General features: G+C 73.0%; 11 protein-coding genes. 7 read left to right on the plus strand and 4 right to left on the minus strand.

All coding sequences use genetic code 11. The features are described from left to right. Nucleotides 1-48 precede the first annotated feature (48 nt). Nucleotides 49-1,521 (minus strand): family 43 glycosylhydrolase, encoded by a 1,473-nt coding sequence (locus ABZ836_RS18730; protein ID WP_361143497.1) that lies wholly within the window; start codon nucleotides 1,519-1,521, stop codon nucleotides 49-51. Nucleotides 1,522-1,861: 340 nt separating this feature from the next. Between ABZ836_RS18730 and ABZ836_RS18735 the strand changes: the two genes are divergently transcribed. The 6 genes from ABZ836_RS18735 to ABZ836_RS18760 all read left to right on the plus strand — a co-directional run bounded on the left by ABZ836_RS18735 (nucleotide 1,862) and on the right by ABZ836_RS18760 (nucleotide 8,252). After that, entirely contained in the window at nucleotides 1,862-2,443 is a 582-nt protein-coding gene (locus tag ABZ836_RS18735; protein WP_361143571.1) for a sugar O-acetyltransferase, read from the plus strand. Between the two features lie 168 nt (nucleotides 2,444-2,611). Next, nucleotides 2,612-3,493 carry a polyphosphate polymerase domain-containing protein gene (locus tag ABZ836_RS18740; protein WP_361143500.1) on the plus strand — a complete coding sequence of 294 codons (882 nt, stop codon included), beginning with the start codon at nucleotides 2,612-2,614 and terminating at the stop codon, nucleotides 3,491-3,493. Beyond that, nucleotides 3,490-4,173 (plus strand): DUF4956 domain-containing protein, encoded by a 684-nt coding sequence (locus tag ABZ836_RS18745; protein WP_361143503.1) that lies wholly within the window; start codon nucleotides 3,490-3,492, stop codon nucleotides 4,171-4,173. The genes ABZ836_RS18740 and ABZ836_RS18745 overlap by 4 nt, the downstream gene beginning before the upstream one ends. Further along, entirely contained in the window at nucleotides 4,173-5,801 is a 1,629-nt protein-coding gene (locus ABZ836_RS18750; RefSeq protein ID WP_361143506.1) for a CotH kinase family protein, read from the plus strand. The genes ABZ836_RS18745 and ABZ836_RS18750 overlap by 1 nt, the downstream gene beginning before the upstream one ends. Nucleotides 5,802-5,985: 184 nt before the next feature. Then, complete coding sequence (locus ABZ836_RS18755) at nucleotides 5,986-6,723, plus strand: response regulator transcription factor (protein WP_361143509.1); 738 nt, start codon at nucleotides 5,986-5,988, stop codon at nucleotides 6,721-6,723. Further along, nucleotides 6,720-8,252 (plus strand): HAMP domain-containing sensor histidine kinase, encoded by a 1,533-nt coding sequence (locus ABZ836_RS18760; RefSeq protein WP_356134824.1) that lies wholly within the window; start codon nucleotides 6,720-6,722, stop codon nucleotides 8,250-8,252. The genes ABZ836_RS18755 and ABZ836_RS18760 overlap by 4 nt, the downstream gene beginning before the upstream one ends. Nucleotides 8,253-8,310: 58 nt before the next feature. Here the strand turns inward: ABZ836_RS18760 and ABZ836_RS18765 are convergent, their stop codons facing one another. After that, nucleotides 8,311-8,790, minus strand: a complete 480-nt coding sequence (locus ABZ836_RS18765; protein WP_356134826.1) for a hypothetical protein — start codon at nucleotides 8,788-8,790, stop codon at nucleotides 8,311-8,313. Nucleotides 8,791-8,886: 96 nt separating this feature from the next. Then, on the minus strand, nucleotides 8,887-10,005 hold the full coding sequence (locus tag ABZ836_RS18770; protein ID WP_361143514.1) for an NUDIX domain-containing protein: 1,119 nt from the start codon (nucleotides 10,003-10,005) through the stop codon (nucleotides 8,887-8,889). Between the two features lie 728 nt (nucleotides 10,006-10,733). Here ABZ836_RS18770 and ABZ836_RS18775 point away from each other — a divergent pair. Beyond that, complete coding sequence (locus tag ABZ836_RS18775; protein ID WP_361143517.1) at nucleotides 10,734-12,968, plus strand: glycoside hydrolase family 3 N-terminal domain-containing protein; 2,235 nt, start codon at nucleotides 10,734-10,736, stop codon at nucleotides 12,966-12,968. A gap of 110 nt (nucleotides 12,969-13,078) precedes the next feature. Here the strand turns inward: ABZ836_RS18775 and ABZ836_RS18780 are convergent, their stop codons facing one another. Further along, complete coding sequence (locus ABZ836_RS18780; protein ID WP_361143520.1) at nucleotides 13,079-14,446, minus strand: phosphatase PAP2 family protein; 1,368 nt, start codon at nucleotides 14,444-14,446, stop codon at nucleotides 13,079-13,081. Nucleotides 14,447-14,543: the final 97 nt, after the last annotated feature.

Genomic DNA, 14,543 nt, shown 5'->3' on the forward strand with positions numbered 1-14,543 from the left:
CCGGAAGGGGACGGCCTGGGACGGCCTGGGACGGCCTGGACGGACCGGTCAGGCAGCCCAGTCGGTTCCCCGGTGGGTGAACGAGGCGACCGTGAGGTGGCCCCGTGAGCAGGTGAGGCCGACCAGGCGCCCGGTGAAGCCGCCCGCGGTCTCCGTCGAGAGGTAGCGGCCGTCCAGCCGGCCCAGTTCCCGGAAGCCGTCGGCGGTCACGACGCCGGCGACGATCTCGTCCGGCCCCGGGACGTGGGAGGGGGCCGGGCCGGACGGCGGCGCGGTCCGCAGCTCCAGCGTGACGACGGGCCCGGCCTCGGCCGGCTCGCCCAGGACCGCGCGGACCCCGCCGATCGTGGCGACGGCCCGCACCGCGCCGTCGCCGGCCTCCACGGTGACGGCGTGCCGGGGGTCGACGCGCAACTCCAGCCCTCCGGCGCCGTGCGAGGCGTCCACGGTGACCCGGGTGCGCGTGGTGAGGTGCTGCTGGCGACGCCCGGCGAACGCCCGGCCGTCCCCCTCCACGGCGGTCATCCGCAGCCCGCCGGACTCCGCGGGCCCGAGCACCTCCGCCGGGAACCGGCCCGCCGCGACCCAGGACAGCGGCAGGTCCGGCCCGGTCAGCTCCTCGGTCAGTTCCGCCGGCGACCGCGGCTCGATCGGGTCGCCCGGACGGGGCCAGCCGTCCTCCCACACGACCTCGCAGGCGTAGGTCTCGCGGCCCAGCACGTGCCAGTGCGGGGTTCCGCCGAGGGCCCGCACACCCAGGAAGACCATGGCCCAGCTGCCGTCCGGTCGCTGCACGAGATCGGCGTGCCCGGTGTTCTGCACGGTGGTGCCCAGACCGCGCGCCGTCAGCACGGGGTTGTGCGGACCCGGCTCGAAGGGCCCGGAGGGTGACGGTCCGCGGGCGACGGTGACGGCGTGACCGCGTTCGGTTCCGCCCTCCGCGACGACCAGGTACCAGTGCTCGCCGATCCGGTAGAGGTGAGGTGCCTCCGGATACTTGCCGCCGGTGCCGCCCCACAACTGCCGCGGCGCGTCCAGGAGTTTGCCGCCGACCGGATCGAGCGTGGCCTGCACGACGACCGTGCGCCCGGCGTCGTCCGTACCGGACCAGCTGACGTGGCAGGTGCCGTCCCGGTCCCAGGCGAGGTCGGGGTCCACGCCGGGCGGGGCGTCGATCCAGACCGGGTCCGACCAGGGTCCGGCCGGGTCCTCGGCGGTCACCAGCAGCATCCCGTCGCGGTCGCTGAAGTTGGTGGTGATCATCCAGCACCGGCCGTCGTGGTACCGCAGCGTCGGCGCGTAGATGCCGCCGGAGGGGCCCGCCCGGTCCAGCGAGAGCTGCGACGGCCGGTCCAGCGCATGGCCGATCTGCTCCCAGTGCACGAGGTCCTCGGAGCGGAACAGCGGAACACCCGGGGCGTACTCGAAGCTGGAGCAGGCCAGGTAGTACGCGTCCCCCGCCCGGCAGACGCTGGGGTCGGGGTGGAACCCGGAGATCACCGGGCGCTCCGGCAGTCGCATGCGCATGCCTCTCGGGGCGGATCGGTTCGGACGGCGACGAGTATCCGGCACCGGTCGTCCCGAGCACAGGCCCGTTCCCGCCGACCTGCGCGGACGCGACGTGGAAAAGCCGCCTCCGCCGTAAGGTCGGTCGGGGCGGGCGCCGGCCCGCCCGGGGAGGGGGAGTTCCGCCGTGGGAGACGTCGTGGGAGACACGCACGAGCACGCACGCGAGGCACAGGGGCAGGCCGGAGCACGGGCCGTGGCGGAGGCAGAGACACAGGCCGGAGCACAGGCCGCGGCAGACACAGAGACACAGGCCGGAGCTCGGGCAGCGGCAGAGGCCGAGGTCCGTGCGCGGATCGCGGCCGGCCTGGTCTACACGGAGTCGGAGGCGGCTTTCCTGGGCCCGCTGCGCCGCGAGGACGAGATCTTCGCCTACAACCACACCCCGCCCTCCGACCCGGCGCGCAGGCGGGCGCTGCTCGGCGCGATCCTCGGCTCGGTAGGTGAGCGCCCCGTGCTGCTGCCGCCGTTCCACGCCGCGTACGGCAGCAACGTCCACATCGGCGACGACTTCTTCGGCAACGCCTACCTGTCCTTCGTCGACGACGTGGAGATCCGCATCGGGGACGGAGTCATGATCGCGCCCAGCGTGACCCTGACCACGACGGGCCATCCGGTGCACCCCGCACGCCGCGAGGGCTTCGGCCGCTTCTCGGAGCCGATCGTCGTCGAGGACAAGGTGTGGATCGGCAGCAACGTCGTCGTCCTGCCCGGCGTACGCATCGGCCACGGCTCGGTCATCGGCGCGGGCAGCGTCGTCAGCCGTGACGTGCCCCCGATGACGGTCGCCGTGGGCACGCCGTGCCGGGTGGTCCGGGAGATCACGGACGACGACCTGGCCACCCGCGTCGCGCAGCGGCCACCGAACGCCCGGTAGCACCGGTCACCCCGACGGCACCGTTTCCGGTCCCGTCGGTGGCCGTTCACCTCGGGGGCGCTCCCCGGTTCTGCTGCGTTTGCCCTGCGATTCTCGGCGTTCTCTCACACAGCGCTGCTTCCGTGTGCTGTGCCGGTCGACGGCACCGCACGACGAAGGAGGCGCACCATGGCGGAACCACTGCACGTGGCCAGCAGGCTGCACGCGTTCAACCGGTTCGAGCTGAAGTACCTGGTGCCGGTCGAGGAGGCCGCCGCGATCAGGGACGAGCTGGCCGAGCGGATGGACCGGGACCCGCACAGCTCGGTCGGCGGCTACGGGGTGTGGAGTCTCTACTACGACACCGCGCAGCTGCGCTTCTACTGGGAGAAGATCGAGGGGCTGAAGTTCCGGCGCAAGCTGCGCATCCGGCACTACGGGGACCTCGACGGAGTGACCGACGAGTCGCCCGTGTGCGTGGAGATCAAGCAGCGGGTCAACCGGGTCACCCAGAAGCGCAGGATCACCCTGCCCTACGGGGCCGCACGGCGGCTCTGCGACGGTCGGGAGACCGTCGAGCACTCCGACAAGGAGAGCGCCTTCGTCCAGGAGGTCCTGGAGCTGATCGTGCGGCTGGACCTGCGGCCCACCGCGATCACCGGCTACCAGCGCGAGGCCCTGGTCGGCCGTGACGCCGACACCGGGCTGAGGGTCACTTTCGACCGGCGCGTGCGGGGCCGTGACCGCGACTTCCACTTCGGCATCCCGAACCCGGAGAACCGTTTCACCATCCCGCCGCACCTGGCGGTGATGGAGATCAAGGTGAACGAGCGCACCCCGCACTGGATCACCGACCTGGCCGCGCGCCGGAACCTCAACCTGGTCCGGGTCTCCAAGTACGTCCAGTCCATCGAGGCGTTCGGGCGCGCCCCCCGGTCCGTCTTCCACGTCCACGAGGCGGACTACCCGCCCCCGGCCGCACCCACCACCCCGACCCCCCACCCGACCACCGAGCAGCTGCCCGGGCAGCGGCCGGCGTCCGAGACGCCGGTGAAAGCAGGAGCACAGTGAACCTCGATCTCGAACTGCAGGAACTCAGCGGCACGTTCAGCGTCGCCGACGTCGTGGCGGCCATGGCGCTGTCGTTCGTGCTGAGCACGTTGATCGGCTACGTGTACCGGTACACGCACCGCAACGTCTCCTACAGCCAGTCGTACGTCCAGACGCTGGTCATCGTGGGCATGATCGTCGCCCTGATCATGCTGGTCGTCGGGTCGAACCTGGCCCGGGCCTTCTCACTCGTCGGCGCCCTGTCGGTGGTCCGCTTCCGGAACGCGGTGAAGGAGACCAGGGACGTCGGCTTCATCTTCCTGGCCATGGCGATCGGCATGGCCTGCGGCGCCCGCTTCTACACGCTGGCCGCGGTCGGCGCCGTGGTGATCTGCGCCGTCGTGCTGGTGATGTCCAAGTTCAACTGGTTCGCCCTCAACGTCCAGCGCCAGGTGGTCAAGGTCCAGGTCCCGGCCGGCGAGGACTACGCACCGGCCATCAGCGACGTGCTCATCAAGTACACCACCGAGTTCGAGCTGGTCAGCACCGAGACGATCAGGGGCGGTGCGCTCAACGAGGTGTTCTACACGGTGCGCATGAAGAAGGGCACCGAGCCCGGCGAGCTGGTGAGCGCGCTGCAGGAGCGCACCTCCGGCCAGCGGGTGACCGTGCTGACCGGTTACGACACCACCGATCTGTGATGGCGGGCGACTCCGCGGCGCGCGGACGCCGCCTGCGGGACCGCCTCCCGGTCCGGCTGCGGCACCACTGGAGGCCCGTGGGCGCCGTGTGCGCGGGACTGGCGGTCATGGTGTACGGCTTCGGTGACGCCCGCGTCTCGCCGTACGTCACCTCCGCCTCCACGGCGGAGGGCGACCCCATCACCCAGGACATACGGGGCACGGTCGGCCTGTACGACACCACGGTGGCCCACTCGATCCAACTGGACTACGACCGGACCGAGTTCGACAAGATGATGAAGGAGTTCCAGGAGGAGGGGAGCAAGGAGTACATCGAGGCCGACCTCGTCGTCGACGGGGTCCTCCTGGAGGACGTCGGGCTCCGCCTCAAGGGCAACTCCACGCTCATGTCCCTGCGCGAGGGCTCCGGTTCGGGCATGCCCGGCGGCGGCCGGGGCGGCGGCGGGATGACGCAGTACGACCTCTCCGCGGAGAAGCCGGAGGAACTCCCCTGGCTGATCAAGATCGACGAGTTCGTCGAAGGCCGCGCCTACCAGGGCGAGCGGGAGATCTCGCTGCGCCCCGGAACCGACGACCAGCTTCCGGTCAACGAGGCGCTGGCGCTCAGCCTGATGGACACCAGCGGCCTCAAGAACGAGCGCTACGCGTTCACCTCCTTCGAGGTCGACGGACGGCCCGTCACCACCCGGCTCATGGTGGAGAGCCCCGACACCGAGTACGCCGAGTCCACCGGAGACGGCAACGGGGTGATGTACAAGGCGCGGGCCGGCAGCAGCTTCTCCTACGTGGGGGACGACCCGACCGACTACGAGAGCTCGTTCAAGCAGCTCAACAAGGTCGGCAGCCAGGACCTGGAGCCGGTCATGAGGCTCATCCGGTGGGTCGACCAGGCGTCGGACGAGGAGTTCGAGAAGGAGCTCGACCAGTACGTCGACGTCGAGTCCCTCGCCACCTACGTGGCGGCGCAGAACCTGCTGCTGAACGGCGACGACATGGCCGGGCCGGGCAGGAACTACCTGCTCCGGTACGACCTGGACACGAAGAAGTTCACGGTGCTGGGCTGGGACTACAACCTCACCTTCTCCGGCGACGCCACGGCGGGCCCGGACGACCAGACCGGCATGGGCGGCATGCCCGGCGGCCGGGGCGGCGGTACGGCCGCCGAGGGCCAGGAGGCCGCGCCGGAAGGCGACCGGCCCGACGGGCTGCCGGAGGGGGACCCGCCCGCGGGGCTGCCCGAGGGCTTCCCGGAGGGGATGCCGGAGGGCTTCCCGGAGGAACCGCCGGAGGGCTTTCCCGGGGGCGGCATGCCGGGAGGCGCGGGAGCGGCGGCCGGCGAGGAGGGCGGAGCCGGCCGGGGAGGCATGGGCGGCCTCTCCGGCCACGCCCTGAAGGACCGGTTCCTGGAGTCCGACGCCTTCGACGACGTCTACAAGAAGGCCTACCAGGAGCTCTACGAGAAGTTCTACGGCTCGGGCACGGCGCTGAAGTCCCTCGACCGCGTCGCCGACGCGGCCCGCGCCTCGGGCGCCGACGCCGAGGGCCTGGACTCCGCCGTGGGGAAGCTGCGCACGACGGTCACCGAACGCGCCGAGGCGCTGGCGAAGGACGAGGAGGTCGCCGGCTGAGACCCACGCCCGGGCGGGCCCCGCGAGGGACCCGCCCGGGCGTCCGGGCATTCCAGCCCCCACTGCCGCGGGGGAGACATGCCGGGCCGCGAGCGTCGCGCCACCCGCCGCAGGTAACGTCCGGTGCGGGCCCAGGCCCGGGCACGCCGTGGACCGCAGCGAAAGAACGGGACCGCACAGCACCATGATCGAGTCTTCCGAAGCCGAGCCCCGGCACCGGCTCCTCGTCGTCGAGGACGAACCCAGCATCCGCACCCTGCTCGAGTCGACCCTGCGCCTCACCGGCTACCGCGTGAGCAGCGTCGGGACCGGACGCGCCGCCCTGACCGAGGCCGAACGCCTCCACCCCGACCTGCTGCTCCTGGACGTGATGCTGCCCGACCTGGACGGCTACGAGGTGACCCGCCGGCTGCGCGCCGCGGGCAACGACGTGCCGGTGCTCTTCCTCACCGCCCGCACCGGCGTCGACGACCGCATCGCCGGACTGAGCGCGGGCGCCGACGACTACGTCACCAAGCCCTTCAACATCGAAGAGGTCCTGCTGCGCATCCAGGCCATCCTCCGCCGCACCCTCGGCCAGGACGCCCTGCTGCCGGACACCGTCCTGCGCTACGCCGACCTCGAACTCGACGAGACCGCCCACGAGGTGCACCGGGCCGGCCAGTACGTGCAGCTCTCGCCGACCGAGTTCAAGCTGCTCTCCTACCTCCTCGACAACGCCGGACGGGTGCTCGGCAAGGCGCAGATCCTCGACCACGTCTGGGGGTACGACTTCGCGGGCGACTCGCGCGTGGTCGAGACGTACGTGAAGTACCTCCGCAAGAAGATCGACTGGTTCGAACCGCCGCTCATCCACACCGTCCGCGGAGTCGGCTACTGCCTGCGCCTGCCGCGCGAGAACCAGGGAACGTCCGACCGGTGAGCGTCCGACCGGTGAGCGCGCTCCGCCGTCATCTCGCCCCCCGCTCCCTGCGAGGCCGCCTCATCCTCGGCGTCACGGTGCTGGCCACGGTGGCCGTCCTCACCGCCGAACTGATCGGCTTCTTCGTCCTGCGCTCCTGGCTCGTCGACCGCGTCGACCAGCAGCTCGCCGAGTTCACGCCGCGGCCCCCGGCCTTCTCCGACGCCCGCCGGCCCGACGGCCCGCCACCCGTGCAGAACGCCGGAGCGCTGCCGTCGGACTTCCGCGTCCACTTCTACAACGCCTCGGGACAGCGCCTGGACTACGTGCTCGGCTCCAACGACAGGCCCGGCCCCCGGCTCGCCGACACCCTCCAGGACCTCGGACTCCAGGACGGCCGGCCCGCCACCGTGGAGGCCGAACGCGGCGACGGCAACTGGCGGGTCCTGCTGCGCACCGGCCCCCAGGGCATGGGCGCCGTGGTCGCCCTGCCCCTCGACACCGTGGAGGGGGCCACCTCCAAGCTGCTGTGGATGGACGCCCTGCTGCTCGCCGTCACCGTCGCGGCCGTCCTGGCCCTGGCCCGCGCAGTGGTCCGCCTGGGACTGCTGCCGCTGACCCGCATGGAGCGCACCGCCGCCGCCATCAGCACCGGACGCCTCGACCTGCGGCTGCCGGACACCGATCCGCGCACCGAGATCGGGCGGCTCGGCACCGTGCTCAACACCATGCTCGACCGGCTGCAGAGGGCGCTGCGGGAACGCGAGGCGTCGGAGAACCGACTCCGGCAGTTCGTCGCCGACGCCGGCCACGAACTGCGCACCCCCCTGACCGCCATCCAGGGCTTCGCCCAGCTCGCCCTGCGCCCCGGCCGGCGCAGCGACCAGGAACGGCGGGAGGCCGACCGGCTCGTCGCGCAGAACGCCGAGCGGATGGGCCTGCTCGTCGACGACCTGCAACTGCTCGCCACCCTGGACCGGCAGCCCGCCTACCAGCGGGAGAGCGTGGACCTGCTGTCCATGGCGGCCGACGCGGTCAGCACCGTGGCCCTCCAGCGGCGCAGCCACCCGGTGGACCTGACCCCGTTGCGCGGGCCCGAGGGCGGGCCGGCACGGGAACTGGACGTGGTGGAGGCGGTCGGGGATCCGCACCGGCTCCGGCAGATCGTCGAGAACCTGCTGTCGAACGCCCATGTCCACACCCCGCCCGGCACCCGCATCCACGTCCGGGTGGGCGAGGGCCCGGCCGGTCCCGAACTCGGCGGCCGGGACGTGCCCGGACGCGTCGGCACGGCCCCGGCCCTCCCGCCCGGCACGCCCGTCGCGGTCGTCGAGGTCGCGGACGAGGGCCCGGGGCTGAACGCCGAGGACGCCGGGCACGTCTTCGAGCGCTTCTACCGGGCCGACCGGTCGCGCTCCCGCGCCCAGGGCGGCAGCGGACTGGGGCTCGCCATCGCCGCGGCCATCGCCGAGGGCCACGGCGGGCGCCTCGAACTCGACCCGGGACCGGGCACCGGGGCGACGTTCCGCCTCGTGCTGCCGAAGGGGTAGAGCGGGCCGGGCCCGGCGTCCGGCCGCGCGGGAGGACCGGCGGCGCCGGCGGGCGGCGTCAGCAGGCGTCGTACTTCCAGGCGCCCTTCTCACGCAGCCAGGGCTGGCCCTTCTGGTCGAACTCGGGGAGGCCCTTCACCCGGTAGGAGACGCGCGCCTGGTCGCCGGAGACCTCGTCCACCGTCACATCGGTGGCCTCGCGGGGGCCGTGCTTCTCCGCGATGTCGGCCACCACCGCCGCGTAGGCCTCCTCGCCCCTCTTGTCGGCGTGCTCCGCCTCGTGGGCGAGCACGTCCTGGCAGCGCTGCGACATCATCCCGAGGGAGGTGGAGGCGTCGTTGCCGAAGTAGGCGCCGATGTACGTCCGCACGTCCTTCGCGAGTGCCCGGGTCTCGGCCGTGTCCGGCTTCTCCTCCGCGGCCGTGTCCACCGCCCCCGCCTTCGGGGACTCCTCCTCCGGGGAGGCGTCACCCGAGGAGCAACCGGTGAGGAGGGAGAGCGCCACGACCGTGGCTGCGGGCAGAACGCGGATACGCATGTGTCCTCCGTGACGGGGGCGAGGGCCGGGACCGTTGAGCATGCTGCCAGAGCGGGACGGCGCACGGTACAGGGCGATGCCACCGGAGGCCGCCCCTCAACGCCCCTGGGGGCGCCGGCCGGCGTGCGGGTAGGAGTGCGCGGCGGGCACGTCGGGCAGGACACCCGGCCAGAGGGCCGCGAGCGCCTGCGCCGAGGGCGTGAAGACCGGGCCGAGGGAGGCGAGCGCCTCACGGTCGTGCCACTCCCAGCGGCGGAAGTGATGGGGCTCGGGCAGACCGGGCGTGCCCGTCCAGGCGGTGATGTGGACGACGGCGGTCAGCCGCCGCACGCCGCCGGCCCGGGCCCCGTGGGTCCCGTGGTCGCCATGGGTCCCGTGGATCTCGTGGTCTCCGTGGCTCCCGTGGTCTCCGTGGTCGCCGTGGAGGATCGTGACCAGCTCGGCGTCGGCGGGGGAGGCCCGCAGCCCCGCCTCCTCCGCCAACTCCCGGCAGGCGGCCTGCTGCGCGGACTCGCCCGCGTCCACGTGCCCGCCCGGGAGCTGCCACATGCCGCGCGTCGACCGGCCCAGCAGGACCCGCCCCCGCTCGTCGGTGACCACCGCGGCGGCACCGAACACCGCCTGCGGCTTCAGCGGCCCCTTCTCCAGCGGCCACCAGGACGCCACCGGGCCACGCAGGACCACGAAGGCCTGCCCGTCCGCGTCGAACCGGTCGGCCCACTCCCACCCCTCGCCGAGGACCGTCAGTTCGTCCTCGTCCAGCGCGGTGGGGTGGCCTGCGAAGTGGCCTTCCGCGGAGGCGTCCGCGGCGACCGGCGTGACGACCACGAGCGCCCCGCCCCTCCGCAGCCGGGCGCCCAGCCCGCGCAGGACGCGGGCCCGGTCCTGCAGGAGGGCGTAGGCGTGTCGGAGGGCGATCAGGTCGTAGCCGTCGTCCCGCAGTCCGGTGAGGCCGTCCTGTTCGACGTCCAGGCACAGCCACCGCACCCCGGCCGGCCGCGCGGCGTGGTCCGGGGCCGCCTCCGTGGAGGTCACCGCGTCGACCGCGTAGCCCGAACCCGCCAGGAAGGTGGCGAGTTCACCGGTGCCGCAGCCCACGGCCAGGGCGGTCCGCCGGCCGTGACCCGGTCCCAGACCGGCGAGCAGGGTCTTCTCCGACGCTCCGAGGCCACGGCACTCCTCGCCGCCGGCCGTCCTCCGGTCATGGTGGGGCATGGGTCTCCATCTCCTTCGGAGGGCGGTCGGGCCGCCCTCGGGCGGTACGTGCGGACTGCTCCCATACCTGCGCCGATTCGACCCGCCTTACGAGTGGTCGGGGGGTCGTCTTCAGGACAGATCCGCGCCGCCGCGGGAGGGGCGCGTGGTGCGCGGCGCCCCCGGAGGCGGCGGGGTGCTCCCGGGAAGTTTCACGATGTCGTGTGACGGCTGTTGACAGCGGGTGACGCTGCTGGCTTCATGAAACAGACGGGTGGGAGCGCTCCCACCCGGGCGTGTGTACGTCCTCTTGCGTCATCCGACGGGAGAATCGGTGCGAAGACGGGTAAAGCGGCCTCGCCGTCTGCGGGCTCTCACGGCACCGCCGTGACCCCGGCCGGAACGACCGGGGCCCGCACCGTCCCGCACCGCCCACCCGTACCACCCACCCCGCTCCACCGAGTCGCTCCACCGCGCACCACCGAGTAGCACCGACCCAGCACGACCGAGTCGCACCACCCCCGCACCGCACGAAACACCACCGCACCCCATGCCTGCCCCGTGGCTCCGCCGGCCTTCCCCCCGGCGGATCCGCACCCCCTGGGGCAGGCCGGCGTCCGGCGCCGGTACCGGGAACACCCGGTGCCGGCGCCGCGCGTACGCCGCCACCCCCGGCGTACGCGCGCGTGGACGTCCGCCTTGTCGCGTCCCCCGCTCAGCACCCGCTTCCGCGACCGCGAAGGACCCCCATGAGACCACCGACCCGCCGCGGCCGGCTGACGGCCGTCCTGGCCGTCACCGCCGCGTTGATCACCCTGACGGGATCGATGAGCGCGCAGCCGTCCGCGGCCGCCGCCCCGCAGGCGGCCGCCCTGCCCTACCAGGACGCCTCCCTGCCCGTCGACGACCGGGTGGACGACCTGCTGTCCCGGATGACGCTGGACGACAAGATCGGCCAGATGACCCAGGCGGACAAGGACGCGATCGTCCCCGCGTCGGACATCGCCACCTACCGCCTCGGCTCCGTCCTCTCCGGCGGCGACGGCACCGTCAGCCCGAACAATGCCCAGACCTGGGCCGACACCTACGACGGCCTCCAGCGCCAGGCGCTCGGCACCCCGCTCGCCATCCCGATGATCTACGGGATCGACGCGGTGCACGGCGCCAACGCCGTCCGCGGGGCGACGATCTTCCCCCACAACATCGGCCTGGGCGCCACCCGTGATCCCGCCCTCGTCCAGCGGATCGGCCGCGCGGTGGCCGAGGAGGTGTCCGGCACGGGAGTGGACTGGACGTTCGCGCCGTGCCTGTGCGTGGCCCGCAACGACCGCTGGGGCCGCACCTACGAGTCCTTCGGCGAGACCCCCGAGCTGGTCACCTCCATGGCCACCGTCGTCGACGGCTTCCAGGGCCCCGGCGGACCCGGCTCCGTACCCGCCTCGGTGCTGGCCACCGCCAAGCACTACATCGGCGACGGCGGCACCACCAACGGCACCGACCAGGGCAACACCCAGCTCGGCGAGGCCGAGCTGCGGGCCGTCCACCTGCCGCCGTTCAAGGCGGCGGTGGACCGGGGCGTCGGCTCGGTGATGCTCTCGTACAGCAGCTGGAACGGCGTCAAGCTGCACGGGCACAAGTACCTGGTCACCGACCTGCTGAAGGGGGAGCTGGGCTTCGACGGCTTCGTCGTCTCCGACTGGGCGGCCGTCGACCAGCTCGACGGGCAGACCGGGTTCACCGCGGAGGAGGTGAGCAAGGCGGTCAACGCCGGTGTGGACATGGTGATGGTCCCGCACGACTACAAGAAGTTCATCAGCCTCCTCCGTGGCGAGGTGAACAACGGGCGCGTCCCGATGTCCCGCATCGACGACGCCAACCGGCGGATCCTCACCCAGAAGTTCGGCCTCGGCCTGTTCGAGAAGCCGCTGACCGACCGCGCGTACACCTCGACGGTCGGCTCCGCCGAGCACCGGGCGCTGGCCCGGCAGGCCGTCCGCCAGTCCCAGGTGCTGCTCAAGAACGAGGGCGGCGTGCTGCCGCTCGCCAAGTCGGCCAAGCTGTTCGTCGCGGGCAAGTCGGCCGACGACATCGGCAACATGAGCGGCGGCTGGACGATGAGCTGGCAGGGCAGGAGCGGTGACATCACCCCCGGCACCACCGTTCTGGAAGGCATCCGGGAGTCCGTGAACGACCCGTCCCGCGTCACCTTCGAGCGGTACGGCAACGGCATCGACGGCAGCTACACGGCAGCCGTCGCCGTGGTGGGCGAGACCCCGTACGCCGAGGGGCGCGGCGACCGGCCCGGCGCGATGGGCCTCGACCAGGAGGACCTCCAGACGCTCGCGAAGCTCAAGGCGAGCGGGGTGCCGGTGGTCGTCGTCCTGGTCTCCGGACGGCCGCTGGACATCGCCGCGCAGCTGCCCGACTGGAGGGCGCTGCTCGCGGCGTGGCTGCCGGGCACGGAGGGCGGCGGCGTCGCGGACGTGCTGTTCGGCGACCACAGGCCGACCGGCAAGCTGCCCATGACGTGGATGCGCAGCGCCTCCCAGCAGCCGATCAACCAGGGCGACGGCAAGGACGCCCTCTTCCCCTACGGGCACGGCCTGACCTACGGCACCGGAACCGACCCCACGCCCACGCCGACGCCCACCCCGACCCCGACCCCGGCCCCGGGACCCGGTTCCTGCACGGCGACGGCCAAGGTGACCAGCACCTGGTCCGGCGGCTTCCAGGCGGACGTCACGGTGCGGAACACCGGCACCACCCCGCTGACCGGCTGGTCGACGAGCTGGGACCTCGGGTCCCGGACCGTCACCAACGTCTGGAACGGTGCCCTGACGACCGCCGGCGGCCGGGCCACCGTGCGCAACCTGGCCTGGAACGGCGGCGTGGCGGCCGGGGGCACGGTCACCTTCGGCTACACGGCCAACGGCTCCGCCGACGGACTGCCGGTCCCGTCCTGCACCGGCACGACAGGAACCTGACGGCCCTCCCGCGGGCCCACGACGCGCGGAGCCCCGCCCCTCCGCGCCCCTCCGCGCCCCGCCGGTCACCGCCCTGCCCTCACCCCACAGGAGGACAGGGCGGTGCCCGGTCAGCGGGCCGGCTCCTGGTGGGGGAGGGGGTGCGGCAGCGGGTCGGGTTCCGGCTGTGGGGCCGGGGGGTCGGCGGGCGTGGGCGGCCAGTCCGCCGTGGTGCGCCGGTAGGCGTGGACCACCGAGGCGGTCGCCAGGAGGAGCAGCGGCCCGGCGAGCCAGGGCAGCTCGGCCATCCGCACGGGAAGCCAGCGGTAGGCGAGCAGCAGCGCGACGAAGACCGCGCTGCCGTGGGCGACCAGCCGGATCCCCTGCCGGGGCCAGCCCCGGTCGTGGGAGCGCAGCGCGGCCTCGACGGTGAGGGTGAAGACCACGCCGGCGATCAGGTCGACGCCGTAGTGGTAGCCGAACCCCAGCGTCGCGCAGAGGGTGGCGACCAGCCAGAGGGTTCCGGCGTAGCGGAGTGCCCGGGGGCCCTGGCGGGAGTGCAGGAAGATGGCGGTCGCCCACGCGGTGTGCAGGCTGGGCATGCAGTTGCGCGGCGTGATCTCGTCGAACGGCATGGGGGCGGGGGCGTCGACCGGCGGCAGGATCCGCGGCCACAGCTCACCCACGGCCCAGGGCGCGCTGGAGGGGGTGTCCGGTTGCCACAGGCTGACCGCCGCCCAGTACTCGGCGCCGGTGCCGTAGGCGAAGAGCGGCCCCACCACCGGGAAGATCATGTAGCAGGCCGGCCCCAGCAGACCGATCACCAGGAACGTGCGGACCAGGTGGTGGCGGGGGATGCGGCGCTCGACGGCCACGCGGCGCAACTGGTACAGGGCGACGACGACCGCGGCCACCGCGAGGTTGCCGTAGACGAAGTCGAGGACGTGGAAGCCGACCGGGCCGGCGGCCGTCACCAGGCGGCCGGCCAGCCAGGACGGGTCGCCCAGCGCGTGGTCGGCGGCGGCCAGGTACGGGTCGAGCACCATCGGGCGGGTCTCGGAGGTGATCAGGAGCCAGGTGTCGCCGGTCTTCCGGCCGGCCACCAGCAGCAGCCCCAGCCCCACGCCCTTGAGCAGCAGCTCCCGTTCCCGGCCGGCGCGGCGGGTGAGGGCGAGGACCGCGCAGGCCAGGATCACCCACAGCGCGCCGTTGCCGAAGGGGTGGCCCTCGGTCACCTCGATGTCGAGCGCCCACCGGACGGCGAGGAAGAGGACGTCGACGCCGACGGCCGCGCCCAGGGCGAGGAAACGTTCCCGCCAGGTGAGCACCACCATCGTCAGGGCCAGGGAGGCGTACAGCAGGCCGCCCGAGTCCGGCGGGAACACGACCTCGCGGACCTGGGTCGTGATCGGTCCGGGTATGCCGAGGCGCCGCGCGACCCCCTCCAGGGCGATCAGGAAACCGAGCCCGACGACCGCGGTCGCCGCCCAGAAGGCCACCTGCCGCCGGCTCCGCGCGGGAACCCCGGCTCTTCCACCCGTCCCGGACATGTCCTGCGGTGATATCTTCGTCAATTCCTTGCCAGCCCTGCTGTGA

The organism is Streptomyces sp. NPDC047130 (genome assembly GCF_040643475.1).
In the GTDB taxonomy this organism is placed as follows: domain Bacteria; phylum Actinomycetota; class Actinomycetes; order Streptomycetales; family Streptomycetaceae; genus Streptomyces.